The 26,018-nt window shown below is 41.5% G+C and carries 28 protein-coding genes; 9 read left to right on the top strand and 19 right to left on the bottom strand.

The window, feature by feature from the left end; translation table 11 throughout:
- Nucleotides 1-121: 121 nt before the first annotated feature.
- The 4 genes from greB (at nucleotide 122) to AAEU31_RS15815 (ending at nucleotide 4,110) form a co-directional block, all read left to right on the top strand.
- A complete protein-coding gene (gene greB / locus AAEU31_RS15830; RefSeq protein WP_135922886.1) occupies nucleotides 122-604 on the top strand; it encodes a transcription elongation factor GreB in 483 nt (160 codons plus the stop codon).
- 114 nt (nucleotides 605-718) lie between these two features.
- Nucleotides 719-1,024, top strand: coding sequence for a hypothetical protein (locus AAEU31_RS15825; protein ID WP_135922887.1), 306 nt, complete (start codon nucleotides 719-721; stop codon nucleotides 1,022-1,024).
- 50 nt (nucleotides 1,025-1,074) lie between these two features.
- Nucleotides 1,075-1,656, top strand: a complete 582-nt coding sequence (locus AAEU31_RS15820) for a CBS domain-containing protein (RefSeq protein ID WP_135922888.1) — start codon at nucleotides 1,075-1,077, stop codon at nucleotides 1,654-1,656.
- A gap of 135 nt (nucleotides 1,657-1,791) precedes the next feature.
- Nucleotides 1,792-4,110, top strand: coding sequence for a Tex family protein (locus tag AAEU31_RS15815; protein ID WP_421967708.1), 2,319 nt, complete (start codon nucleotides 1,792-1,794; stop codon nucleotides 4,108-4,110).
- 73 nt (nucleotides 4,111-4,183) lie between these two features.
- Here the strand turns inward: AAEU31_RS15815 and AAEU31_RS15810 are convergent, their stop codons facing one another.
- The 3 genes from AAEU31_RS15810 to bioH form a co-directional block, all read right to left on the bottom strand.
- On the bottom strand, nucleotides 4,184-5,041 hold the full coding sequence (locus tag AAEU31_RS15810) for a putative metalloprotease CJM1_0395 family protein (RefSeq protein WP_135922890.1): 858 nt from the start codon (nucleotides 5,039-5,041) through the stop codon (nucleotides 4,184-4,186).
- A 5-nt stretch (nucleotides 5,042-5,046) separates the two neighbouring features.
- A complete protein-coding gene (locus AAEU31_RS15805; RefSeq protein WP_054554434.1) occupies nucleotides 5,047-5,355 on the bottom strand; it encodes a hypothetical protein in 309 nt (102 codons plus the stop codon).
- Between the two features lie 101 nt (nucleotides 5,356-5,456).
- Nucleotides 5,457-6,194: a pimeloyl-ACP methyl ester esterase BioH gene (gene bioH / locus AAEU31_RS15800; protein WP_421967707.1), complete on the bottom strand. Its 738-nt coding sequence runs from the start codon at nucleotides 6,192-6,194 to the stop codon at nucleotides 5,457-5,459.
- 58 nt (nucleotides 6,195-6,252) lie between these two features.
- Here bioH and AAEU31_RS15795 point away from each other — a divergent pair, with 58 nt between their 5' ends.
- A complete protein-coding gene (locus AAEU31_RS15795; protein WP_421967706.1) occupies nucleotides 6,253-6,960 on the top strand; it encodes a ComF family protein in 708 nt (235 codons plus the stop codon).
- 6 nt (nucleotides 6,961-6,966) lie between these two features.
- Here the strand turns inward: AAEU31_RS15795 and AAEU31_RS15790 are convergent, their stop codons facing one another.
- Nucleotides 6,967-9,516: a M14 metallopeptidase family protein gene (locus AAEU31_RS15790; protein ID WP_421967705.1), complete on the bottom strand. Its 2,550-nt coding sequence runs from the start codon at nucleotides 9,514-9,516 to the stop codon at nucleotides 6,967-6,969.
- A gap of 144 nt (nucleotides 9,517-9,660) precedes the next feature.
- Here AAEU31_RS15790 and nfuA point away from each other — a divergent pair, with 144 nt between their 5' ends.
- Together nfuA and AAEU31_RS15780 are read left to right on the top strand one after the other, a co-directional pair.
- Nucleotides 9,661-10,236, top strand: a complete 576-nt coding sequence (gene nfuA / locus AAEU31_RS15785; RefSeq protein WP_063702428.1) for a Fe-S biogenesis protein NfuA — start codon at nucleotides 9,661-9,663, stop codon at nucleotides 10,234-10,236.
- 14 nt (nucleotides 10,237-10,250) lie between these two features.
- Complete coding sequence (locus AAEU31_RS15780) at nucleotides 10,251-10,520, top strand: hypothetical protein (protein ID WP_138558530.1); 270 nt, start codon at nucleotides 10,251-10,253, stop codon at nucleotides 10,518-10,520.
- Between the two features lies 1 nt (nucleotide 10,521).
- On the opposite strand, the gene dinF is transcribed toward AAEU31_RS15780, so the two are convergent.
- The gene (gene dinF, locus AAEU31_RS15775; protein ID WP_421967704.1) at nucleotides 10,522-11,856 is read right to left on the bottom strand and encodes an MATE family efflux transporter DinF; all 1,335 of its coding nucleotides are present in this window, start codon (nucleotides 11,854-11,856) and stop codon (nucleotides 10,522-10,524) included.
- Between dinF and AAEU31_RS15770 the strand changes: the two genes are divergently transcribed.
- Nucleotides 11,833-12,864, top strand: a complete 1,032-nt coding sequence (locus AAEU31_RS15770; RefSeq protein WP_240704480.1) for a polysaccharide deacetylase family protein — start codon at nucleotides 11,833-11,835, stop codon at nucleotides 12,862-12,864. The genes dinF and AAEU31_RS15770 overlap by 24 nt on opposite strands.
- Here the strand turns inward: AAEU31_RS15770 and AAEU31_RS15765 are convergent.
- The 13 genes from AAEU31_RS15765 to AAEU31_RS15705 form a co-directional block, all read right to left on the bottom strand.
- Nucleotides 12,854-13,885: a protein-glutamate methylesterase/protein-glutamine glutaminase gene (locus AAEU31_RS15765; protein WP_135922896.1), complete on the bottom strand. Its 1,032-nt coding sequence runs from the start codon at nucleotides 13,883-13,885 to the stop codon at nucleotides 12,854-12,856. The genes AAEU31_RS15770 and AAEU31_RS15765 overlap by 11 nt on opposite strands.
- A gap of 8 nt (nucleotides 13,886-13,893) precedes the next feature.
- Complete coding sequence (cheD, locus tag AAEU31_RS15760; RefSeq protein ID WP_421967703.1) at nucleotides 13,894-14,511, bottom strand: chemoreceptor glutamine deamidase CheD; 618 nt, start codon at nucleotides 14,509-14,511, stop codon at nucleotides 13,894-13,896.
- Nucleotides 14,508-15,326, bottom strand: coding sequence for a CheR family methyltransferase (locus AAEU31_RS15755; RefSeq protein ID WP_135922898.1), 819 nt, complete (start codon nucleotides 15,324-15,326; stop codon nucleotides 14,508-14,510). The genes cheD and AAEU31_RS15755 overlap by 4 nt, the downstream gene beginning before the upstream one ends.
- A gap of 71 nt (nucleotides 15,327-15,397) precedes the next feature.
- Nucleotides 15,398-17,725 carry a methyl-accepting chemotaxis protein gene (locus AAEU31_RS15750; protein WP_421967702.1) on the bottom strand — a complete coding sequence of 776 codons (2,328 nt, stop codon included), beginning with the start codon at nucleotides 17,723-17,725 and terminating at the stop codon, nucleotides 15,398-15,400.
- Nucleotides 17,726-17,754: 29 nt separating this feature from the next.
- The gene (locus tag AAEU31_RS15745; RefSeq protein ID WP_135922900.1) at nucleotides 17,755-18,240 is read right to left on the bottom strand and encodes a chemotaxis protein CheW; all 486 of its coding nucleotides are present in this window, start codon (nucleotides 18,238-18,240) and stop codon (nucleotides 17,755-17,757) included.
- Complete coding sequence (locus AAEU31_RS15740; RefSeq protein WP_421967701.1) at nucleotides 18,237-20,315, bottom strand: chemotaxis protein CheA; 2,079 nt, start codon at nucleotides 20,313-20,315, stop codon at nucleotides 18,237-18,239. The genes AAEU31_RS15745 and AAEU31_RS15740 overlap by 4 nt, the downstream gene beginning before the upstream one ends.
- A gap of 15 nt (nucleotides 20,316-20,330) precedes the next feature.
- Nucleotides 20,331-20,693, bottom strand: a complete 363-nt coding sequence (locus tag AAEU31_RS15735; protein WP_135922902.1) for a response regulator — start codon at nucleotides 20,691-20,693, stop codon at nucleotides 20,331-20,333.
- 9 nt (nucleotides 20,694-20,702) lie between these two features.
- Nucleotides 20,703-20,975: an STAS domain-containing protein gene (locus tag AAEU31_RS15730; protein WP_135922903.1), complete on the bottom strand. Its 273-nt coding sequence runs from the start codon at nucleotides 20,973-20,975 to the stop codon at nucleotides 20,703-20,705.
- A gap of 168 nt (nucleotides 20,976-21,143) precedes the next feature.
- Nucleotides 21,144-21,761, bottom strand: a complete 618-nt coding sequence (locus tag AAEU31_RS15725; protein ID WP_421967700.1) for an SCO family protein — start codon at nucleotides 21,759-21,761, stop codon at nucleotides 21,144-21,146.
- Complete coding sequence (gene cyoE / locus AAEU31_RS15720; protein ID WP_421967699.1) at nucleotides 21,758-22,666, bottom strand: heme o synthase; 909 nt, start codon at nucleotides 22,664-22,666, stop codon at nucleotides 21,758-21,760. The genes AAEU31_RS15725 and cyoE overlap by 4 nt, the downstream gene beginning before the upstream one ends.
- Before the next feature lie 9 nt (nucleotides 22,667-22,675).
- Nucleotides 22,676-23,665 carry a COX15/CtaA family protein gene (locus tag AAEU31_RS15715; RefSeq protein ID WP_421967698.1) on the bottom strand — a complete coding sequence of 330 codons (990 nt, stop codon included), beginning with the start codon at nucleotides 23,663-23,665 and terminating at the stop codon, nucleotides 22,676-22,678.
- Between the two features lie 20 nt (nucleotides 23,666-23,685).
- Nucleotides 23,686-24,180 (bottom strand): redox-active disulfide-containing membrane protein, encoded by a 495-nt coding sequence (locus AAEU31_RS15710; RefSeq protein ID WP_135922907.1) that lies wholly within the window; start codon nucleotides 24,178-24,180, stop codon nucleotides 23,686-23,688.
- On the bottom strand, nucleotides 24,161-24,910 hold the full coding sequence (locus tag AAEU31_RS15705; protein ID WP_421967697.1) for an SURF1 family protein: 750 nt from the start codon (nucleotides 24,908-24,910) through the stop codon (nucleotides 24,161-24,163). Before AAEU31_RS15705 ends, AAEU31_RS15710 begins: the two co-directional genes overlap by 20 nt.
- Nucleotides 24,911-24,924: 14 nt before the next feature.
- Here AAEU31_RS15705 and AAEU31_RS15700 point away from each other — a divergent pair, with 14 nt between their 5' ends.
- Entirely contained in the window at nucleotides 24,925-25,236 is a 312-nt protein-coding gene (locus AAEU31_RS15700) for a DUF2909 domain-containing protein (RefSeq protein ID WP_421967696.1), read from the top strand.
- On the opposite strand, the gene AAEU31_RS15695 is transcribed toward AAEU31_RS15700, so the two are convergent.
- A complete protein-coding gene (locus tag AAEU31_RS15695) occupies nucleotides 25,136-26,011 on the bottom strand; it encodes a cytochrome c oxidase subunit 3 (RefSeq protein WP_135922910.1) in 876 nt (291 codons plus the stop codon). The two genes, AAEU31_RS15700 and AAEU31_RS15695, sit on opposite strands and share 101 nt — an antisense overlap.
- Nucleotides 26,012-26,018 lie beyond the last annotated feature (7 nt).

Genomic DNA, 26,018 nt, shown 5'->3' with positions numbered 1-26,018 from the left:
TATAAATGAAAAAGTTAAGAATAAAAAACGAATTACGCGCTTAGATTGTTACTGAACATTTCAAAATCCTGCTCGACAAAGGGTATACTTTGCGGCTGGTTTTCTTTTTAGGCTGAATAAAATGGCAAAGACAAATTTAATAACCCGAGAAGGGTATCAGCAATTACAACAAGAACATGATTATTTATGGCATGAAAAACGCCCCGAAATTACCAAAATAGTGACTTGGGCAGCAAGTTTAGGCGACCGCTCTGAAAATGCCGATTATCAATTTAATAAACGTGTTTTACGACAAATCGATCGCAGAGTTCGTTATTTGCGCAAGCGTATGCCTGACCTTAAAATTGTTGACTACAACCCACAACAAGCTGGCAAAGTATTTTTTGGTGCTTGGGTCGAAATTGAAAACGAACAAGGCGAGACAAAACGCTTTCGTATTGTTGGCCCTGATGAAATTTACGAGCGTAAAGACTACATATCTATCGATGCACCAATGGCTCGGGCACTGCTTGGCAAACAGGTCGATGATGACTTTACGGTAAACACGCCTGAAGGTACAAAAGAGTGGTTCATCAATGAGATAACCTATCCTGATGCAAAATAATTTTTCCCAGAAAATTCAGAAAGCGTTAATTAATGATTGTTTAGTCTAAAAATGTGATCTATAACTAAAGATACTCAAGATAAATCATTACTTGAGTTTTAGAAGGTAGTAATTATGTCAAACGCAATGCAACGCATAATAAGTAATGCAATTGTATTCGCACTTTTAATAAGTGTGAGTTTGATATCTTATGCCAACGATATAGAAAGCCACTCAGACAGTGTTACACCAACCGCACATTTTATTGCGTGTGATAGTGCAGACCCTGCCAATCTAGATACCGACCTAGACAAACATACACCTGCGTACATCGCCAATGTAGCCCAACCACTGCCAGATGCACGTGTTGTGTTGTATGCTCAACCTTGTAACAAGGCGTCTGTTTATAGCGCACACCAGCGAGGGCCACCTGCTTTTTAATTAACTCAAATTTTTCTATTTCAGTTTTATTAAAATGTATGGTGAACAAAATGAATAAATTCAAAGAATTACGTCTACAAGATATCTCTAATGGCGCATTATCTAATGCAGTAAATGAAGTTGAGCCAACACTTGATCTCACTTCTTCTGCACTTAAAGTACTTAATAGCTTTACTAAAAAAGACCCGCTTCGTGCCCACTATGGCACATCAATCGTTGATGCGTTAAAACAAACAAATAGTTGCTGTTCAGATTTTATTTTAGTGATTGATGGCGAAGATAAACTGCTCGGGATCACCTCTAGCGCAGATTTACAAAGCTCAAAGATTATGATTCTTGCGCAGCGTTTAAACTTACACCGTGATGAATTAACACTACACGATGTAATGACACCACTTAGCAATTTAGCGGGAGTAAGCTTGCAGAGCATCAGCTATGCATGTATTGGAGATGCACTGCAAACTATGGAGCATCAAGGTATGATGTTCTTATTAGTGACTAGCGCAAACCATGAAATTTGCGGTTTGATTTCTGCGCGAGAAATCGCTAAGAAACTCCATATTCCGGTCAATATCAATCCAATAGCTAACAGCTTCAGTGAAGTCATGCAGCAGATTGACCACCCACACTAACGCCTAAAATCAGCGTTGTGTAAAACTATTTTTGCGGGCCTTAAAAGCAGTGCTTTTAAGGCCTTCTTATTGTGATATTATTCAGGCAATTAATCTTCAGTTTTACTGATTTTCTATTTCTAAAAAGGTTTATGCATGAGCAATATCTCTGCACGCTTAGCGACCGAGCTAAATGCCCAGCAAACACAAGTTGTTGCTGCAATCAAATTACTTGATGAAGGTGCCACAGTCCCTTTTATCGCCCGTTATCGTAAAGAAGTAACTGGTGGTCTAGACGACACACAATTACGTTTACTTGAACAACGTTTATCTTATTTACGCGAGTTAGAAGAACGCCGTAGTTTTATTCTTGCCACCATTGAAGAACAAGGCAAATTAACAGCAGAGCTAAGTGCTGATATTAATAATGCTGACAGTAAAACAGAGCTTGAAGATTTATATTTACCGTTCAAGCCTAAGCGTCGCACGAAAGGTCAAATTGCTATTGAAGCCGGCATTGAGCCGCTTGCCGATGCATTATTTAATGATCCAAACCTCGATCCAGAACAACTCGCAGCTGATTACATAAATGCTGATGCAGGCTTTGCTGATAGTAAGGCTGTACTTGATGGCGCTAAATTTATTCTGATGGAACGCTTTGCAGAAGATGCTAAGTTATTGGCTAAATTCCGCAGCCACATCTCACAGCATGGTCAAATTGAAAGCACTATTATAGCAGGCCAAGAAAATAATGGCGCTAAGTACCGCGACTACTTTGAGCATCAAGAGCCACTTAAGAAAGTACCATCACACCGTGCACTTGCTATGCTTCGTGCTCGCAATGAGGGGGTTTTACAACTCAGTATCAACCCTGAACCAAGCGCAGAAAACCCAGCCCAAGTGTGCGCACAGATGATTGCCGATCATTATCGCTTAGATGTAAGCAATTCTGCTGCAAGTAGCTGGCTGATGAGTGTGGTGCAATGGGCGTGGAAGATTAAATTAAGCCTTCACCTTGAGAATGAGTTTTTAGGCGCAATGCGTGAAAAAGCTGAAACTGGCGCAATTGACGTTTTTGCGAAAAACTTAAAAGATTTATTAATGGCTGCACCTGCAGGCCCGCGTACTACTCTAGGTCTTGATCCTGGTTTACGTACAGGTTGTAAAATTGCCGTTGTAGACAGCACAGGTAAGCTTTTAACCACGCAAACCATTTTCCCTCATGCACCACAAAACCACTGGGAAAAATCATTACGTACCCTAGAGCAGTTATGTCGCCAGCACAAAGTTGAGCTAATCGCCATCGGTAATGGAACAGCTTCACGTGAATCAGATAAGTTAGTTGCTGAACTTATCAAAGCGAACAGTGAACTTAAACTAAATAAAATCATGGTCAGTGAAGCAGGTGCATCTGTTTATTCAGCGTCTGAATTTGCTGCCAACGAGTTCCCTAACCTTGATGTTTCACTGCGTGGTGCGGTGTCAATTGCGCGTCGCTTACAAGACCCTCTTGCTGAGCTGGTAAAAATTGAGCCTAAATCAATCGGTGTGGGCCAATATCAGCACGACGTATCACAAAGCCAGCTAGGACAAACGCTAACATCCGTTGTAGAGGACTGTGTAAACTCAGTAGGTGTAGATTTAAATATGGCCTCGGTGCCACTACTTACTCGCGTATCGGGCTTAAATAAAACGTTAGCACAAAATATTGTTAGCTACCGTGATGCGAATGGTTCATTTAGCAAACGCTCTGAACTGAAAAAAGTAGAGCGTTTAGGGCCAAAAGCCTTTGAACAAGCGGCTGGTTTCTTACGTATAACTAATGGTACAGATCCTCTTGATAAGTCATCTGTTCACCCTGAAGCTTACCCGGTTGTTAAACGCATCTGCGAAAAGAACAACCTCGATGTAAATAGCTTAATTGGTAACTCTGATATCTTAAATAAACTGATTGCTAACGACTACACAGACGAAAAGTTTGGTTTACCAACAGTTACAGATATTATTAAAGAGCTTGATAAACCGGGTCGTGATCCGCGTCCTGAGTTTAAAACAGCTGAATTTAAAGCCGGTGTTGAAACCATCAACGACCTAAAACCGGGTATGATTCTAGAAGGTGTAGTGTCGAATGTTGCGAACTTCGGTGCCTTTGTTGATGTGGGTGTTCACCAAGACGGTTTAGTGCATATTTCTGCTATTACCAACAAGTTCATCTCTGATCCACGCGAAGTAGTTAAAGCTGGCGATATTGTTAAAGTAAAAGTACTTGAAGTAGATGCAGCACGCAAACGTATCAGCTTTACTATGCGTTTAGACGATGATGTTGATACTAGTAATAAAGCAGCACTAGCTAGCAAACCTAAGCCAGCTGCGAAAGCGAAAAGTGCAGCACCTAAACAAAAACGTGATTTTGGTAATGCAGCAATGGGTAATGCCTTTGCTGATGCATTTGCCAATGCAAAAGTGAAAAAATAATACCCTATAGGTGTAAATCGATAATAAAAAACCGCGTGAGTGTAAACTTACGCGGTTTTTTAATTTAAGAAGCTTAAATAAAAGCAGAGAACTGGTTTTGATTAGTGGGCGAGGTAGCTGCTTGATAAAAATTAGCAATACGTGCGGCACGCTCATCTACTTCAACATCACGCTTTGCTGTTTTTGTTTCACTGCTTTGAGTTGCGCTATCTTCGGCATACTCACTGTTTATTTTGAAGGTCGATTTGCCTGAGTCAGCATCGCCATCAGCTGATTGGCTAGCAAGCTCAGCCTGCGCTGCCATAAGCTTTTGTGTGGCATCTGCAGCAATTGAGCGATCAGCACTTGAAGGCTCTTGTGGCGCAAGTGCCGCTGCACGCACCGTCTGCATTTTTTCGATTGTGGCTTGTGGGTCACCTTTTATTTCAGCAACATCAATTTGCACCTCGCCGCCAACAGCATAGTTTGTACCATCGGGGCCACGTTGATACTCATAGCTAGGAGAGCCCGCATACTGCCCCCCTACTGTGGCATGCGCTTGCTCATGAATACGCACTTCGGTATCACGCGCTTTTAATTCTTTTATTTGTTCAGCGTCTTGTTGCTCTTGTTCAGCAACCTTTTGCTCTTTTTTCTGTTCTTGTTTAGCGTCTTGTTCTGATTGCTCTGGATCGCCTTGTTCACTGCCTTGTTGACGCTCCTCAATCACTTTATCTTCTGATAAACGACCTTTGGCATCGTAAGTACCAGCCTCAGAACCCGGTTGCTTGGTTTTATCACCATCGCTAAGCGTTTTATTTTCGGCATTACTTGGTTTAGTAGCTGCAGGTGGCGGGATTACTTCACGTAACTGATTATCACGGCGAGCACTTTCGGTGTGCACATTCGCCGTGTTGATATTAATCGAGGGAAACGGAGTAACGATATTCATAAGTGCTAAACTTTGATATCAATTAACGTACCCAGCACTTCATCAGCAGTTTGAATGGTGTTGATGTTTGCTTTTGCATTAAATTCTTCAACTTTCAAATTAACAAGCGACTCATCGATTGGGGCAGGTTGTGAAACTGGCGGAGTTACAGCTTCATTTGGAGTTGCCGCTTGTAATTGGCGTTGTTGAGCTAGTTGGGCATCATCTTGCTGATCAATTGAGGCACGGCTAATCTCAGCGCTCGCCTTTTCGATACCTTGGCTTGCACGGTTATAACCTTCTACCGCATTATTAAAAACAGAACTGATTGGCATAACACCCTCCAACAGTGAGATTCACTTGTTAAGTATCGCTCATAAAACGAGCAAAATAAAGCTAAATCCCGCTATTTTTGTGGCCTACGGCCGAGTTTAAATTAACACATTGATTTCAGTGCTGTTATAAATGCTTTTTTATGGGAGATAAACGGGGCATGCGATGCTTTATCTAATACTTCATACTCAAACTCAGGCTGTAAAGCATGCATTTTTTCAATTGCTCGATAAGGAACCAGTGAATCTAAGCGACCAAAAATGCCACATACTGGCACACTTAGCTCAGCAAACAGTGAGCGTAAATCGTCATGCTGCAAAATTTCTAAACCTGCGCTTAAAGCCTGCTCTTGTGGTGCTGGATACTGATTTAATAAAGTTTTTAGTTGTTTAATATCGTCACGGGCCGATTCACTGCCCATCGCCTGGATTGCTAAAAATCGCTCAATGGTTTTTTCGCGGTGACTAACAAGTTGCTCTTTGAAGGTATTTAATACATTCGGTTTAATACCTGGCCAGTCATTCTGCTCGGCAAAGAAAGGCGTTGATGCAACAAGCACAACTTTAGCCACCTTTTCTGGCCAATGAGCTGCAATGTACAAAGCAAATAATCCACCTAATGACCATCCAACGAGTAATGATCCTTCATGCAATTGCTCACTAAGTTGCTCAGCAGCGGCATGCAAGGTGTAAGGGGCTGGGCAGTTTTGTGCATTACCAAATCCCGGTAAATCCAAGCAACGAACCTCACCATCATGGAAAAATTCCAGTTCAGGCATTATTACTTGCCACACGCCTTGGTTCATTCCCCAACCATGTAGTAACACCATATCATTTTGCATATTTCATCATTCCAGACCACACTTAGCGCTCATGATAGCGTTTAAAGGAATGAATGCAATGTCTCGTTTAACCCATGCTTTAAAACTAGGTTTAGACACGTTATTTCCAAACTTTTGTATTGGCTGTAACAGCCATATTCATCCTAACCGCGCTTTATGCAGTTATTGTTTGCAAGATCTAAGCTTATTTGATTTAGAACGCCACCCAAACCTGTTACACAGGCCTGATGTCTGTGATGCTTTTCCTGACTGTCAGTTTGACCACTTAATTGCCTGCGCTTGGTACCAAGCGCCCTTAAATCAATGGTTAAAGCAGTTAAAATTTAATGACCAACAGTATTATAAGATTGCTCTACAACAAATCATTAGCCAGCAACTTGCAGTTGCTCGCAAAGTAAATATCCACTGGCCAGACGCTTTTATTATAATGCCCTTACATAAACAGCGATTTTTAACCCGTGGCTTCAACCAAGTCAGCCAAACATGGTTGCCTGTACTCCAAACACAAAATGAGACTATTATTTCGCCTCTTCAAAAGCTAAAAGCGACAAAAGCACAATCAAAGCTCAGTAAAACGAACAGAATTAAAAACTTAAAGGGTGCGTTTATTTGCCAGCAGGATTTGTCTGCAAAAACCGTGGCAATCATTGATGATGTGATGACCTCTGGCGCAACTTTAAATGCAGCGACTGAGGTCATTAAAGAAGCCGGAGCTAAACAGGTGTGGGCTATGCTTACCTGCTTAACTCCGTTAGGTGCACATTAAAGGTGGTTAGTCAGCTGAGGCATAGAATGCGTTACCAAAAAATAATGCATTGCTCAGTAAGCGACTAGTGCCGTACCAGTAACCACGAAATACTGGGTTATCAGTCATACCAATGACACTCCCCTTACCGTATGAGTGTGCAATAAGTCCTGCTGCACCCGCTACTTGCTCCACGTTTACGTCATCAGTAAAGCCAGCTAAAAGCGGCTTGTCTGTGTAAGTAAGTACGTTAACAAAAGGTGCGTCTGATTTCTCAAGCAACCAAGTGCTATTCTTAAATACAGGTAATGTATTACGGTTCAGCGAATACGTCAGAGGGTGAGATAAGTCCACTGAGGTATTAAAAATTGCACCCGCAATACGCTGACGACCAGCGAGGTCATCTTTATCAGCATAGGTAAGCCCTGTTGTATCAAAGGCGCTGGCTACATCACGACGAGATAAGTAATTAGCCTTTAATAATTGTTGATCGGCTAGGAACTTAGCTCCGCCTTTGTGTCCCCAAATAACTCCGCCTTTACGAACCCACGACTTAATTGCCACTTTCGTTGCATCATCAAGACGATTGTAATTACCGTGCGCTAGAATGATATGGCTATAGTTTTCAAGATCAATATCATCAAGACGTTGCATTTCAACAATGCTTGGCGCTGTGCCAACGAAACGGTCTAGGTAATACCATACCTCGCCAAGCTCATACTGGCTGCTCCCTTCACCACCGACTAATAGCACTTTCGGCGCTTTCACTACCGCCATTGAACGAGAGCCCAAGTCAGCACCTTTCACCGTTAAGCCTGAACTAATGGGTGTAATTTCAATGCCAAACTCGTTTTGTGCTTGGTTTAAATAGCTAACCCAGTTGCTATCTGTTTGCAGACCTGCAGGCACAAGGATACTTCCAGGCTCAAAAGCAATCTCACCCATAGGCGTTTTTGCTGTGAGTGGGCTTAATGCCACACGCGCTTTGACACCTTGTTCGAGTAAGCTATTAAGCATTTTTGGCGCTAAATAATCATCCCATTTGAATGCATAAGCATAGCTTTGTGGTAATGCTGCATAGCTTGATTTTACAGGCTGTTGCCAAGGCTCTTTAGCAACATTTAAGCCCCAATTGCTGCTTACTTTTGCAAACTCTAGATTGAAAGCATGCGCAAGAGTCCAGCCAGATACATCATAAAACGTGTTATCGACAAAACGCTGTTGCTCACTAAAAATCGCTTTAATTAAACGAAATTGCGGCTGTGCTAATGGCACATAGTAACTTTTTTCAGAAAAGCTTTGACCATTTACTTTTAACGGCTCTTCGAGCACATACGCATTAATTTGATGCTGCTTCAATAAATCAAGGAAGTACTGCATGCGACTCGTATCAGCACCACCTTTAACAACATAACCTTTGAAGTCTTCATCGCCAGCAAGATCTATCGCTTTGTTGTAAAATTTGGCTTGATAATCAAGTAAGTCAGTACGGTTATCAATCGCCGCTTGGAACGTCGACAAGCTAGTTAATAACTGATTTTTAATCGTAAACGGAAAACTTAACGGGCCGTTGATGGTTTCTTGTAAGTGACCACGTGAGCTTGCTTGTTCAAATAAAATACCTACACCGCCATTTACGTCTGGGTAAGTTGAGCCTTTACCATAGTAAAAGTCATCAAAGCTTTCTTCAGTGAAGTAAAGCGCATTATGCTCATCAAGTGTCTTTGCATGATAATTTGCAATTGCTTTAGTCAGCGTAACGTTTTCTTCAGGCGTGATTGGGTGTTTACGAGTTGGGATCCCTGGCTGAAAAAAATACGTGCTATTCGGGCCCATTTCGTGGAAGTCAGTCAGAATATTTGGCTTCCACTGGTGAAACTGTGCGATACGTGCACGTGATTCAGGGTGTTGCAGCAATAACCAATCACGGTTTAAGTCAAACAAGTAATGGTTAGTACGGCTACTCGGCCAACTTTCAATATGCTCGCGAGTTTGTGGATCTGATGACAACTTCATACCACGGTTGCTGTTTGCCCAATTTGCAAAACGCGCTAGGCCATCAGGGTTTAATGATGGGTCGAGCAAAATAACCGTGTTATTCAGTAAGGTGTCAATTTCTGGCCCTTGTGCAGCGGCCAAATAATAGGCAACCAATAGCGATGCATTGCTACCTGATGATTCATTGCCATGTACGCTGTAACCCATCCAAACAACCGCCGGCTGTTTGCTTGAGTTAGTAGCACCACCATTTAAACGCGCTAAATGAGCTTTACGAATAGATTCAACTTGGCCTAGCTTGTCTGGTGCAGTAATCGTTAACATCACCAGCGGGCGCTGCTCGTGAGTGCGACCAATTACTTTAAAGTTCATTCGGTCACTTTTTTCGGCCAGAATTTGCATATATTGCACAAGCTGATCATGTCGCACATGCCACTCACCCACCTCGTAACCTAGTACCTGCTCAGGGGTAGGAATATTTGGGTCAAATTTCACATCTTGTTCAAAGTAATAAGAAAGAGGTTTTGCTAATGCGCTAACGCTCACTAGCATAGTTAATATTGTTATTATAAAACGCATAGATAGCACCCATAATTATTTGATGTTTTAACGCTACCATTCGATAAAATAGATGCAACTTTTTACGCTCAACACTGGCGACAACACGATGAGCGGAGTATGATAGGCAGTATCCGAGTAATTTAGTCAAGTATAGTCCGTTTTATGATCTCTATTTCTGAATCTGCACAATCTCATTTTGCTAAACTTTTAGCAGACCAAGCTGAACAAACTAACATTCGTGTTTTTGTTGTAAATCCAGGTACTTCGCAGGCTGAGTGTGGTGTTTCTTACTGCCCTGAAGACGCCGTTGAAGCGACTGATATTCGTCTACCATTTAATGGTTTTGATGCCATTGTTGATGCTGAAAGTGCCCCTTTTTTAGAAGAAGCTGAAATCGATTTTGTAACTGACAAAATGGGTACTCAGTTAACACTTAAAGCACCAAATGCAAAAGCACGTAAACTTAGCGATGATGCGTCATTACAAGAGCGTGTACAACACATGCTTGAAACTGAAGTGAACCCACAGCTCGCTAACCACGGCGGCCAAGTTAGCCTAGTAGAAATTACTGCTGATGGCATTGCAGTACTGCAATTTGGCGGTGGCTGTAACGGTTGTTCAATGATTGATGTCACACTAAAAGAAGGCATCGAAAAAGAAATGATTGCCAAGTTTGATGAAATCAATGGTGTAAGAGACATCACTGATCACCAATCTGGTGAGCATTCTTACTACTAACCGGTCTCTAAAGCATGCTTAAAAAGTGGGTATTTCGCTTAGGTAGCGACCCCAAGTTAAGCTTAAAACGCTTTCTTCGCGGCCTAGCACTCTTTGTGCTAGCCGTGATTTTTATTGCCATAGGCTACTATGGACCCGCATTTTTTCAATTAATCGGCTTAATCGTATTAGCAATAGCTTTATTCTTTGCTGGTTGGGGTTACCTAGGCATTTTTGCCAACCGGTTTGCGCAAGTTTTAGAACGCTCATCCCCAAAAGATCATGACCCCGATTTGTGGAAATAATTTACTCTAATAATTGCAGGTTGTTGACAATTTTACGGTAGCGAAACCAAAGAGTTAATCCGCGCATTAGCATGAAGCTGGTCATCGCAAACCATAAACCATGATTTTGCCAGCTACTCACTAACCAAAACAGCCCGAAAAAGCCCACTACAGCACTAAATAGCATAGTGTTACGCATGTCTTTGGCACGGGTTAACCCCACAAATACGCCATCAAATAAGAAACACCCCATCGCCGCAATAGGCAATATAATTACCCAAGGCAAGTAATCCGTTGCCATTTCAATAACTTCTGGGACATCGGTAAGTAAGCGAATAATAGCCTCGCCAAATAGTAAAAATATAAGGCTATAAAACAGCGCAAATAACCCGCCCCAAAACAAGCTCAAGTTAACCCATAATTGAATCTGCTTAGCGCTGTGCTCACCTTTAGCCTTGCCGACCTTTGCCTCACTCGCATAAGCAATACCATCTAGAGCAAAGCTCACCAACATTAAAAAGTTTAGCAAAACAGCATTGGCTGCCAAGGTTGTTTCGCCGATACGTGCGCCATAAAAAGTCATAAAACTAAAACACAATTGCAGTGCTAGTGAGCGAATAAAAATATCACGATTTAAGCTCACTAAATCAAGTAACTTAGCAACACTTAACCAGTCTTTCACAGCAAGGTTAACACCTTGTTTTTTAGCTAGTTGTGCAACTAACATAAGTGCAAAAGCAAGCGCAATATAATCAGCAATTAAAGATGCCCACGCAGCTCCTGCAACGCCCCAATCAAGAAACACTACAAAATAAATATCAAGCACGATATTGGTTATGTTGGTAATAAGTAATAAATAAAATGGCCCCCGGCCATAATGCACTCCTAACATCCAACCAAGTAACACCAAATTACATAAGGCGGCAGGTGCACTAAAAATACGAATCGAAAAATAGCTATTTGCTTGTTCTAAAACAGCTTCATTGGCATTTGATAAATATGCCATTAAGGATTGAATAGGTATACTCAGCGCTATTAATAGCAGCGCAACCGCTGTTGCTAGTAGCAAGCTGCGCTTTAATAGCTCAGCAAGTAAGCTGTGATCGTGTTTTCCATAGGCCTGTGCAACCAAACCTGTGGTACTCATGCGTAAAAAGCCTGCTAGCCAAAATAATAACGAGATAACTGCTGAACCGAGTGCTATACCAGCCAAATAGTGAGCGCTTCCTAGATGACCGATTACAGCAGTATCAACTAAACCTAACATTGGCACGGTAATATTTGATAAAATCATCGGACCGGCTAATAACAGTAAACTTTTATGGTGTGCCTTATGACGTTTAAGAAAATGTTTCATGTAGTATTTGCAGTCCTGTTAGGTTTATCTTTGCGTGCCCATGGCGCAGTCATTCTACAGTATCATCACGTCAGTGAAAGCCTTCCTGCGGTAACCAGTGTCAGCAGCGAAACATTCACTGAACACATGCAATATTTAAAAGACAATAACTTCAAAGTTATTCCATTAAATGACCTCATCACCTCGTTGCAAGCGGGACACCCTTTAACAGATAAAACTGTCGCGATTACTTTCGATGATGGCTATAAAAACAATTACGAAGAAGCTGCTCCTATCTTAGAAAAGTTTGGCTATCCGTATACTATTTTCGTAAACCCTGAACTTATTGATGAAGGCAAAAGCTATGTGATGACGTGGCAACAGCTAAAAGAGCTATCAAGTAAAGGCGCCTTAATTAGCAACCACACGCAAACTCATAATTACTTGCATCGCAAACAGCCAGACGAAACTGAGCAAGCATGGCTTGCGCGTACTAAGAACGACATTCTATCTGCCCAGCAACGCATAAAAGAAGAAATTGGCCATGATTATAAATACCTTGCTTACCCTTATGGCGAGTTTAATAATTCATTACAGCAGTTAGTTAAATCACTCGGGTTTGTTGGTATAGGTCAGCATTCCGGTGCTGTAGGGATCCATTCTGACTTTACTCGATTACCACGTTTTCCGGCATCAGGTTTTTATTCAAAGCTTGATACGCTTGCCACTAAACTCGACTCGCAAGCATTCACTATCAAACAGCTTACCTACTCAGATAGTGTGACAGACGAAAACCCACCTAGTTTAACGATGCAATTTGATATGCAAGATTTTCATAAAAGTCAGTTTGCTTGTTATGTTTCAGGTATTGGCCAAGCAGATTTAGCTTGGCTTAGCAAAGATACGGTGAAGATCACCTCACCTGAAAAACTGAAAAAAGGTCGCTCTCGCTTTAACTGCACAGCCCCTTCAATCGCGAAAAAAGGCAGCTATTATTGGTTCTCACAACCTTGGGTTATCACGCAGTAATAGCCTGTTTCAGCATTTGTGCCGTCACTTTATCAAGGCGCACAACTTCATGAGCCGCATTGAGCTCCACTGCGGCTTTTGGCATTCCCCACACCACTGACGACAATTCATCTTGTGCAATTGTATAAGCACCCGCTTGTTTTAACGCCAGTAAGCCTTGAGCGCCATCACTTCCCATACCGGTTAGCAATGCTGCAACAGTTACTTTAGGGCAAGCTATAACAAGTGAATTAAACAACACATCGACAGCTGGACGATGGCGATTTACCAGCTCATTAGCATCGAGTTGGCAATATAGAGCGCTGCCTTTTTTAACAACACTTAAATGCTGATCGCCCGGTGCAATATAAGCCCAACCCGGCTTTAATTTATCACCCTGTTCAGCTTCTTTGACGTTAATTTTACACGTTCGATCCATACGCATCGCAAATGAGGTACTAAATACCGGCGGAATATGCTGAGTGATCACTATGGGTGGGCAATTTTCTGGCATACGAACCAACACTTCTTTAATTGCTTCGGTTCCCCCTGTTGAAGCGCCAATTGCCAAAACAGCATTCTGTTTAAACTGCAAAGAAGTTAAAGATTTATCATCTTCCACCTTTTGCGCTTTAAAGGTACGTACTCTGGCAGAAGCCGCTGTGCGTACTTTTTGTTGTAATAAGTGAGCGTAGCGTTGAATATTTTCTGATACATTTGCAGTTGGTTTTGCAATAAAGTCGACCGCACCAATCTCTAGTGCTTCAAGTGTAATTGGCGAGCCTTTTTGAGTTAGGGTAGAGATCATCACAACAGGCATAGGACGTAGGCGCATTAAATTTTTTAAAAAACTCAACCCATCCATTTTTGGCATTTCTATATCAAGTGTTAATACATCAGGATTTAGCCGTTTAATAGAATCTCGTGCCTGATAAGGATCTTCTGCAACACCAACAACCTGAATATCATCGGCTTGTTCCAGCACTTCCTTGAGCAAACCACGGATCAAAGCAGAATCATCAACAATGAGTACTTTGATCATATGCGCTCCTAAAATAATTCAATATTCGTTTCAGCATCTTGATGCTCAATATCGTGTAAGTATTTAATTTCACGTTTTTCAAGCTTATCAGAATGTAATTCACGCATTTTTTTCACCTGCGCTGAACCTGTTTGTGGATTAAATAATACTTTTCGAGGCCAAGGGCCACCCACATCATGAGATACTAAATCTAATCCTTCCTCAAGTATATAGGCATTTGCAAAACGAATATTGCCTACTCCTATGTCTGTCATTGAGCGAATAATTTTACCGCCACCGAACAGTTTGACTTTTAAATTACGTTTTGAAGCACCATTTTTCAAGATTTCATTGATCAGATACTCCATTGCCCAGTTACCATAGCGACAATTTAAGCTATGTGCATTCGTTGGGTCGACCCCTTTTTCCATTGGCAACATAAAGTGATTCATGCCACCTATGCCGAGTCCTTCATCATAAATACATGCGGCAATACATGAACCAAGCACCGTGGTAATCAGTTCATCTGTTTTTGATACATAAAACTCGCCAGGCAAAACCTTTGCGACCACTTTTTGTCTCTGGTTATCCCAAAATCGTTTAACATGCTCGAAACCAGGTAACACAGGTTTAAAATGATTGCTCATAGACCACCTTTTAGATAAATCGTCTGGCCTAAATTCTTAAACTCTTTGTGATCCTTACCCAGTGTTTCCGAATGCCCCAGGAATAAATGGCCTGAGTCGGTCAGTAGGTCATAATAACGCTTGAACAGCGTATCTTTTGTTGGTTTATCAAAATAGATAACCACGTTTCGGCAAAAAATAACATCAAATGGTCCCTTCATTGGCCAACCTTGAAGTAAATTTAACCTTTTGAAAAATATGTTCTTTTGTAGCTCTGGCTTAACTTTGTATAACTGCCCATCATGACTTTTTAAAAACCAGCGCTTTAGTTGAGCTTTCTCTAAACCATTAACATTCGACGCTGTGTATGTCCCCGCTTGAGCTTTGGCTAATACGTTCGAGTCAAGATCAGTGGCTAGTATTTTCACATCCCAATCAGAAGGAAACAAACCACTTAATGTCATTGCAATAGTGTATGGCTCTTCCCCCGTTGAGCACCCAGCAGACCAAACACGTACACGTTTATGCTTAGCATTACTCACAAGTAGTTTTGGAACAATGGTGTTTTTTAAGTAGTTAAAGTGATGGGGCTCACGAAAAAAAGACGTTAGATTAGTGGTTATCGCATTAATAAACTCGCTAAACTCTCGTTCTTTATTTTCTTCAAGAAAGTCTAAATATTCTTTAAAGCTTTTTAGTTTATGATGTCGGATTCGTCTGGCTAAGCGCGAGTAAACCATCTCGCGCTTATGTTCGGCCAAAACAATGCCACAAGCATCATAAACTTGCGACGAAATAGCTTTAAAGTCACTATCTGTTAATAAAAACTCTTTCATGTTTTTGACCCTGCAGCCTAGACATTAGATACACTACATAACCTAATTTTTTCTGTTAATAGGGAAGAGTATTAGAACTCTTCCCATTCATCGCTAGGGTCAACAAAGTTATTGCCTTTCGGTGCTGAACGTACAGGCGAGTTCGATTGCTTAGCCGCAGGTGCTGCACTTACTCGACTCGAGACATCTACCTCTTCTTTCGATAACGAGAAGAAGTTTAATAAGCGTCGCATGTCATTTGCTTGTTCTGCCATTGATTCCCCTGCCGCAGATGCTTGCTCAACTAAAGCAGCATTTTGCTGAGTCATCTCGTCCATTTGTGTAATTGCTTTATTAACTTGCTCAATGCCAGAGCTTTGCTCTTCTGATGCTTGAGCAATATCAGAAATCATCGCAGTCACTCGTTGCACCGCAGTAACAATTTCTTGTAATGTTGAACCTGACTCATTAACGAGTAATGTACCGTCTTCAACTTTTCCAACACTGTCTCGGATCAATTCTTTAATTTCTTTTGCAGCCGCTGCAGAGCGCTGCGCTAGATTACGAACTTCACCTGCAACAACTGCGAAGCCTCGACCTTGCTCACCTGCACGTGCAGCTTCAACAGCAGCATTCAATGCGAGTAAATTTGTTTGGAAAGCGATTTCATCAATAACACTAATGATATCTGCAATTTTCTTACTTGATTCGTTAATTGCAGACATACTCACTACAGCACGGTTTACAACTTCACCGCCTTTTTGTGCTTTCGTGCGTGTTTCTTCTGCCAGCTCGTTCACTTCTTTTGCGTTATCCGCATTTTGGCGAACCGTACTGGTCATCTCTTCCATACTAGATGCTGTTTCTTCAAGTGATGAAGCTTGCTCTTCAGTTCGTTGACTTAAATCAGCATTACCTTGTGAGATTTCTTCTGCGCCACTTGCAACCAGTGTTGCTGAGGTATTAATGCGATTAATCACTTCAGTAAGCTTATCAGCCGTGGCATTTGCATCACGTTTTAGCTTCTCAAATGAACCTTGATAGTCTTGCTCAATACGTTTTGATAAGTCACCATTCGCCATGGCATCAAGCATATTGCCTGTATCTTTAACTGCATCATCAACAATGCTTACAAGGCTATTTAAACCTTGCGCTAACCGTAAGAAGAAGCCTTGTTTACCCGTCTCTTCAACACGGGCTTCTAAGTCACCTTTACCTGCAGCAGAAACAAGACCCGCAATCTCTTTTTCAATCGCGACTTCAGCCGTTCTATCTTCCCACTCAACAACAGTACCAATACGCTCATTTTCAGGAGTGAAAATAGGGTTCGCAACCAAACCAAAGGTGCGACCACCGACTTGAATTTCCGTACTGTAAGTACTGCTTAATTTAGCTAGCATGTTGCGTTGATGTGCCGGATTTTTGTGAAATACATCAATATTTTGACCAATCAAATTATTGCTGTTGAAATTCGGCAAGTCTTTCCGTAAATCACTTTCTGCGATTTTCATCATATTAAGAACGGCCTCGTTCATATAAATGATGTTATTCCCAGAGTCTGCAATCATAGTGTTAGTAGCTACACGGTCAAGTGCGCGACGTACGCGCAAATTCTCTTCCGCTTCACGTTTTTCAGCTTCGGCTTTATTCACTCGATCAGTGATATCTTGCCATTCAACAATTGTTCCTAAACGCTTACCTGATGCACTTAACCAAGGCGTTGCAATCAGGCTAAAAATAAGACCAGCCAAACGTAACGTTGTTTTATAAGGTTCTTTTAATGATTTCAATAACTCACGTTGATGGCTTGGCTGTTTATGAAAATCGTCAACACATGTACCGATTAAGTTAGACACTGAAAAGCTTGGCAGCACTGTCTGTAAGGTCGACTCGCGTGCTTGTAGCATTTGTTTTACTTGCTCATTCACGAATATAATTTTCAGATCGTTATCGGCAATCATCACATTCGCTTGGCATACTCGTAATGCATTAGACAGATCAGCATCACGTTTCGATTGTTTTTCTAATTCTTTCTGTTTGGAGATATCGGTTGCAAATTTGATGACTTTGATGACATTGCCGTTACCATCAATAATCGGGTTATATGTGGCTTGAATCCAGACTTCTTTGCCACCTTTACCAAAACGTTTGAATTCGTCAGAAATAAATTCACCGTTTCGTAAGCGCTGCCAAAACTGCTGGTACTCAGGACTTTTTGCTTCATCATCAGCGACAAATATAGCATGATGTTGTCCCTGAATTTCTTCAAGCCGATAGCCCATTACGCTTAAAAAATTAGCATTGGCTGTGATAATCGATCCTGTCGGCTGAAATTCAATTACTGCAAGCGACTTGTTTAGTGCCGTAACAATTAAATCATTGTTCGACTCAACATTTTTAGGACTGCTAAACCAACCCATACCCTTCACCTTCTTGTTAATCTACCCAGTTAAATGTCCATTGTTTTTTGTAGGTCCAATAGCGCAACCATTTTCTCACCCACATTGACCAAACCCGCAACATATTGCGCATTATCTGAGTCTGACAAATGCGGCACCGCTTTAGCTTCATGCTCAGCAATGCTATAGACATCCGAAACAGCATCGACAACGATGCCCATAATTTTACTCGCGTTTTCTAACTTTACTTTTAAAACAATAACAACAGTCAATGGCCCATACTCAATGGCTGGAATACCAAAGCGAAGTCGCAAATCGATTATAGGCACTATGGTGCCGCGCAAATTGATTACCCCTTTAACAAAATCAGGGGAGTTAGGGATTACAGTGATCTCTTCCCAACTGCGAATTTCTTGCACCGTTAAAATATCAACTCCGTACTCTTCTTCAGCCATAAAGAAAGTTAGAAACTGTTTTACATCTTGATTTTGTTCTAAATTAAGCTTGTTATGCAGGTCATCGTGCTGTGCAATCATGATGCCTCCAAATTCGCTTTTGACTCGATGATTAATTCTTGGCTGCCAGGTTTTCTCAGTCCTGACAATTTAATTAAGCCACTAATATCTACAATTAATGAAACTCGACCATCGCCCAAAATTGTTGCCCCTGAGACACCATCTACTTTTTGATAATTAGCCTCTAAACTTTTTATAACGACTTGTTGTTGCGACAATAAGTCATCAACTAACAAGCCCACTTTTTGGTTATCGCTTTCTACAACCACCAGCAAGGTCTTATCCAACGTTTCAATCGCTCCTTGGTGATTAAATATGTTGTACAACCGTAAAATAGGAATGTATTCATCACGTAAGCGCAATACGTCGAGATCTTTCCCAACTCGGCTAACTTTTGTGATATCTATTTGCAGTGACTCGATAATCGAAATCAGCGGAATAATATAAGTGTGCTCGGCAACACGCACTAATTGCCCATCGAGAATTGCCAACGTCAATGGCAAGCGAATTGTGAAGGTTGAACCAACACCTGGGGCAGATGACACTTCAACAGAGCCACTTAGTGCTTCAATATTGCGACGTACAACATCCATACCCACACCACGGCCAGACAAATCACTCACTTGATCTGCTGTGGAAAAGCCGGGTAAAAATATAAGCTCATTAACTTCATTGTCAGATAAATCATCTGCTTCTGAGATCAGACCATTTTTAATCGCTTTTTCACGTATTTTGGTAGTATTTAGGCCTTGTCCATCATCCATAATCTCAATCACAATATTACCACCTTGATGAAACGCATTAAGTGTCACTGTACCAACAGGATCCTTACCTGCCGCAACACGTTTATCTACGGTTTCTAAGCCATGATCAAGAGAGTTTCTTACGAGGTGGACCATAGGATCAGACAGCTTTTCCATCACTGTTTTATCAAGCTCGGTTTGTTCACCAAGTAATTTCAATTCAACCTGTTTATCAAGCTTTTGTGAGATATCTCGAACCAAGCGCGGAAAGCGACTAAATACAAAACTAATCGGTAACATGCGAATACGCATGACGTTTTCTTGTAAATCACGTGTGTTATGTGCCAATTGAGCCAAACCTTCTTGCAACGAGGCGATCGTTGCTTCGGTTATCTCCTGCTCACCAAGCTGGCTTAGCATAGCTTGTGTGATAACTAACTCACCCACCATATTGATGAGTGAATCAACTTTGTCGATACCAACCCGTATAGACGTTGACTCTGCATTTGCAGTCGCCGTTTTTACTGGCGCCGCTTTTTTAGCATCAGTACTTGCTTTAGCAATAGGTTCAACTGTGTTGGTGTTCGTTTCCTTTGCAGGCTCACTTGCTGATGATGGCTCTACCTCAGCACCAAACAAGCCCCCACACAGTGTAATAGTGATATCGGCATCATCTTCGACCCACTCAAAGATTTCTTCAATACTGCTTTGCTCTTTGTCTGTGGTTAAGAAGAATCGCCAGGCTAAAAAGCAATCTTCTGGTGCGTAATTAGTAATATCGGGGATACCATCTTGAAAAGCATGTGTTTCAAGCTCACCAAGTTCAGCTAACTCGCTGATCATATAAAGAGGTTCATTACCCGTTTTGAATAAATGATGATGGGGTTTAAAGTCGATTTGGTAAGTATTAAAGCTACTTTCGGCAACTGTTTCTTCGACTTGTTCCGATGCTTTACTCGCTGCACGCATACCAAGGATTTCTTCAAATTTTATTCGAAGTTCATCCGCTTCCGCTAAATCTGGTTGTTGTTCAGCTTGTAAGGCTCTGAGTAATGCACGTAAACAATCGACTGACTTTAGGAGTAAATTAACATGTTCCGCTGTTAAGTCTCGTGAACCTTCACGTATTTGATCTAACAGAGTTTCTAGGACATGAGTAAAATCTGCAACAGCACTAAAACCAAAAGTACCACTACCTCCTTTAATTGAATGCGCGGCACGGAAAATAGTATTTATAGTTTCCTGATCTTCTTCGCCGGGAACCAAGTTTAATAACTCAGCTTCCATCGCATCAAGTCCTTCAAAGCTTTCTTCGAAGAACACTTCAAAAAATTGGCTTAGATCTATACTCATGCCTCGCTCCTATTGTTAGCGAATCACTTTTTTCAATACCGCTAACAATTGCTCTGGGTTAAAAGGTTTAACAATCCACCCAGTAGCACCCGCTGCTTTACCTTCTGTTTTTTTGTCTAAACCTGACTCAGTGGTGAGCATTAGCAATGGCGTAAACTTATAGTTAGGTAAGCTGCGTAACTCGCGAATCAGTGTAATACCATCCATTACCGGCATATTAACGTCGGAAATAACAGCATCAAAACCTTGCTGTTTGGCAATACTTAATGCCTCACTACCATCTTTCGCTTCCGTTACATCAAACCCTGCCTTTTTAAGCGTAAAGCCAACCATTTGGCGCATAGATGCTGAATCATCAACTGCTAAAATTCTTTTCATATAAACCTCTTAATTGGCATTTTCAAGCACAAGATAATGGCCTAAACCCAAACTATTTATTGCCTGCTGCAATGGCTCGCTCTCGCCCACCCATATAATTTTATGATGCACAGAGAGTAAATGTTTTTGTAACGCACATAACAGCTGAACCGACGCCGTGTCAGCCCGAGTAACCTCACTAATATCAAGACAGATATCATCGTTTGCAGATAATTCATGCAGTAAATCTTGATGTAATGACTCGACCTGAGTAATAGCTAATTCTGTAGGGAGCTTTAACATTCTTAATACTTTCCCCGTTCAAAGCAACTCATAACAAAAGCTTAGTCCTAGTTAATGAAAATGCCATAATTTGAATCAAAAAATAGTAAAATTTTTTAGTAGCTTAGACATTTATTGCAAAAAATAAAGCTTTTCTTTCGAGCAAACTTTTACAAAATATTAAAAAAATCAATTTACGTAATAATCTGCAATTTTTCGGAACTCTTCAGTCAATGTCGTGGCGTTGATTAATGGCACACTACCAGCCTTAAACTCAGGCTTAAAAATAGCCCGAACGGCGCCGTTTGCATCAACCATCACCACAGAGGCACTGTGATCAACTGCATATTCCTGCTCATCACTATCATTAATTGCGTAAATTAAGCCAAGCTCCCTAACAAAGGGGAAAAGTTGCTTATGGGGGCCTGATACAGCAAGAAACTCAGGGTTAAAGTAATCAATATAGGCTTTTCGTTTTTCAGTGGTATCGCGCTTTGGATCAACTGCCACAAACCACACTTGCACTTGGTAATCTTGGCTTAACTGCTTTTGTACTGCTGTTAACTTTGCCAATGTCATTGGGCAAATATCTGGGCAACTGGTGTAGCCTAAAAAGACTAAATTCCAATGTCCCATAAACTGGCTGTTATCAGCGGGCTCACCATGTTGATCGGTTAATAAAAACGGACTCATCGGCTTTGCTTGCTCATACACCAGTGCTTCGACCTCAGGAGCGGTGTTGCTTTTACCACAACCGGTTACAAACAATACCGCACTCAAACACAAAAAAGCGCCTATTCGAGTCATAAAACTAACCATTTATCAATAAATAAGGCGATGAAGAGTAGCATTAAATGGACAATTGAAAAATGAAATAAATCCATTGCGGTGTCATCTTTAGGGGCAATTTTTAGTTTCAGCGCTTTGTAAATAAACACCGTATTCAAGGCACATGCCGCAAGTAAGTAAATTACTCCCGACATTCCAATCAGGTATGGTAATACGCAGACCAAGGCTAACAATATTGAATAAGCTACAACGCAGGTTTTACAAAATTCAATACCATGAGTAACAGGCAGCATTGGAATTTTTGCCCGTTCATAATCGCTTTTTCGAGCAATCGCGAGTGCCCAAAAGTGCGGCGGTGTCCAAGTAAAAATAATCATTACCAACAGCCAAGGCGCTGCTGCCATGTGACCTGTTTCAGACACCCAGCCCAATAACGGTGGCATCGCGCCAGCTAAGCCACCAATCACAATATTCTGCGGTGTTGCTCGCTTTAAAAAAGAGGTATAAATAAAGGCATAACCAACCAGTGCAAATAAAGTTAGCACGGCAGTTAATGTATTTGCCCAGACTATGAGCATAGTGAAACCAAGTGAGCCAATTATCGCAGCAAAACTCAGCGCATGCTGCTTACTTAAACGTCCTTTAGCAACAGGGCGATGACGGGTTCGCGCCATTTTGCTATCAATTTCACTATCTACAACATGATTTATCACCGCTGCTGCCGCAGATAACAGGCCAATTCCAAGCAAACTGGCTAATTGAACAAACAATCCTCGCCCCATATCAGGGGCAAGCGCTAAACCGACCCATGCTGTTAAAACGAGCATAGCAACAACTTTAAACTTACTAATGGCAAGATAATCCTTCAATCGCTCTGTTGATTGACTGATTAACGACTTCTCTGTGCTTAATAATATCGCCATAATAGCCTCCTAAGTTCTTGCTTTTAAATGAAAGCACAGACGTACCATGCTCACCAATAACAGTGCAGCCATCAGGTTATGAGCAAGCGCTACACTTAATGGAAAGTGCCAATGCACAACAGCAAGGCCGAGACAGATTTGGCACAATAAGGCGACTAATACTGTTACTGTACAATGCTTAATTTTTCTGGAAAAACTCTGTGAATATATACGCCACATAATAAGCGCTAGCACCACACAAGTGACTAACGCCCAAATGCGATGTAGTAAGTGAATCGACATACGAGCCTGTTGTGACAGCACACCATACTCGTAAGTGCTATGTTCAAGTGGAAGCTGAAACACACTCTTTAACGAAAACGGTTGTCCGTAGCTACATAAAGGTAAGCCATTACAATGAGGAGCTGCATAGTTTGCAGCCAACCAACCGCCTAATGCGATTTGTAAAACCAAAACCACTAAACCAACAAGCGCTAAGCGATAATATGGTCTTGCTCCTGCATCACCTCCTGCGATCGGCTTTGTTGTTAGCCGTAAATAAAGAAGAAAAAGCAAGGATAGAATACTAAAGCCGCCTAGCAAATGCCCCATTACGACCAAGGGTTGTAAATTCATGGTGACTGTCCACATGCCTAATGCAGCCTGGAAAATCACCAGCAGTAATAGCGCTAATGGCAGTTTAACTGGCGTATTCGGATATTGACGTTTTAACCATGCAAAAACAAACAAAGCTAAAATGAGTAGACCAAGGGCACCAGCAAAATAGCGATGGATCATCTCTTTCCAGGCTTTTGCTGCCTCAAACATCATATCAGGGTAGTTTTGTTCAACATGTAACAGAGCAGTTTCATGTTTTGGTACAGTCAAAAACCCATAGCACCCTGGCCAATCAGGACAGCCTAGCCCTGCATCACTAAGCCGTGTATAAGCACCGAGCCCAACAACCAAAATAGAAAAGAAAACCGTAATTAAGACTAAATATTTATAATTTTTATACATCTTTATCCCCTTAATGAGGTTTAACTTGAACGCGCATAGTTAAGTAGTTTTTTTAAATCTTTAAGTAAGCCTTTTTGAATAAGTCTGTTTTGTTCGGGCTCAGCCGTATAGGGGTAATGCAAAACCACCAAGCCCATGTGATCAACCAAATATAAGTCTCCCGCTTTGAGCGCTGGACTTACTGCTAATTGACGCCAATTAGCCGATACCTGCTGTTGATTTGTTAGTACCGCCACATCTACTTTTTGCTGATTTTTCCCTAAAGCGACGTATAGGTTGTCTAAACTTGCTAATTGGTTTTCACACACTTCACTGCACTCTTTTGGATAATTGAGCGCAATAGTCCATTGTTTAGGCTCGCCTTGTTGCCAATCAGCTAGTTTCACTTCTTCCCTTAAAAGCTCACCATGATTACTCGAACCACTCGGTAACCACTCAAGCTTTAATGCTGCATAAGCAAGTGCCAGCGGCACAAAGCAGCATAAAACGAATAAACTAAGCGGGTTTATTTTCATAACCTCTCCTTCTCATCGCAAAATAAGCAATAACCACACAAGCCAAGCCAATTAATAACCACTGCACGGCATAGGCGTAATGTTTATCTGGTCCCATCACAACACTCTGATAATGCGGGGTTGCTATACCATCTGCTTCATTGCGATAACCAATAAAGCCTTGTAAGGGCTTTGCTAGTTGAGCACTAAAAATTGCTAAATCGATGCCTTGAATGCGCTTGGGCCAGCCTTGCTCTGCACCAATATCATCAGCAAGTGTAAAACCTTGTAAGTTGCCTTGTTTCAATTGCACTGTGGCCGTAAGCCTTGTTGATTCTGGCCACACAACGGTTGGCAACTGGTTACGGTTTGTTGGAGCTTTTAGCCAACCAAAGTTAACGATTAAAGGTGCGGTTTCACCTGCAATTGTCATCGCGACTAGTAAGTCATAGCCCACTTGCCCCTGATAAATTTGATTATCAAGTAACCAGTACTGCTGTTTATTTACCTCGCCAGAGATCTTGACTTGCAAGCCCGTTTTATTCAGCTCTCTAGGTAAATTTTGCAGCTCTTGCCAGCTCAAAACTCCTTGCTCTTTCGAAACGGCTAACTGGCTTAGTTGCTGCTGTTTTTGCTCGCCTCGCTGGTATTGCCAAACGCTTAGTCGTAAACAAATAAGCACTGCAAGTATCACAACGCAAATTGCGATAATTGAGCTAAGCTTTTGTTTACGCCATAAAATTAACTGCATTTGGAATACCTAATATGATTAAAATCATTATTGTTTTGTTATTACTTTATATTCTGTTCAACCTATTTAGAGCGCTGTTTGTGATGATGTCAGCAAAAGAGCACTCGAAACCCATGTCGCATTACTTAGGTCGTCGGGTGCTGTTTTCAGGTATTGTGCTGCTCCTCATTATTGCCGCAATGAAATTGGGCTTTATTCACACCAACCCATCTCCGCTTCACAAAGCTACAGCACGTACACAAATACAAATAAACACAACCACACCACATCTACAAAGTGCCAATACCAAGCTGCCGCTTGAAATGCAAAATGCTTTTCGCTCGTAAAGTGGCCTTTAAAAATTCTTAGCAGTACGACAAATAAAATAATGGTCCCAAGCGTTACATGCATGCCATGAAAACCCGTCAATAAAAAGAAGGTATTTCCATAGACGCCAGCATCCAGTGTTAAACCTAAATCTTGGTAAGCATGCATATATTCATACACTTGCAAACCCAGAAAGATTGCGCCTAATAGCACGGTAAGTGATAAAAATGCTTTTAAAGCACCCCGCTTATTGTTTTCCATTGCAACGTGAGCAAAGTGGATAGTGACTGATGAGGTGAGTAGGATGAGCGTATTAATAAGAGGTAGACCTTGCCACCCCATTGCTTGAGTTGTATCACCTGCAGGCGTAGTTAACAGCGGCCATACTGCTTCAAACGTTGGCCAGAGTACCTCATTGGTCATGGCATTATTTCCAGCACCACCAAGCCAAGGTACTGAAATCATACGGGCATAAAACAGAGCACCAAAAAATGCCATAAAAAACATAACTTCAGAAAAAATAAACCAGCTCATTCCTTGTCTAAATGAACGATCCATTTGCGCTGAATATAAACCACTGTGTGATTCTTCGATGACGTTTTTAAACCAGCTAAACAGCATGTAACATAGTATCGCAATGCCTAAATACAACACATATTGACCACTGCTAGCTTCTGCGCTTACTTGCATCACTGTCAGGCCTGCCCCGACAGCAATTAAGAACATTGCAATCGCACCAACTATTGGCCATGGGCTCTGGGCCGGAACATAATATTTTTCGTAATTTTGACTCATTTTGTTT

This window comes from Pseudoalteromonas thalassia (assembly GCF_049257215.1).
GTDB classification, from domain to species: Bacteria; Pseudomonadota; Gammaproteobacteria; order Enterobacterales; family Alteromonadaceae; genus Pseudoalteromonas; species Pseudoalteromonas lipolytica_C.
Note: the sequence above shows the minus strand (reverse complement) of the source record. Positions and strands in the feature narration are given on the sequence as shown.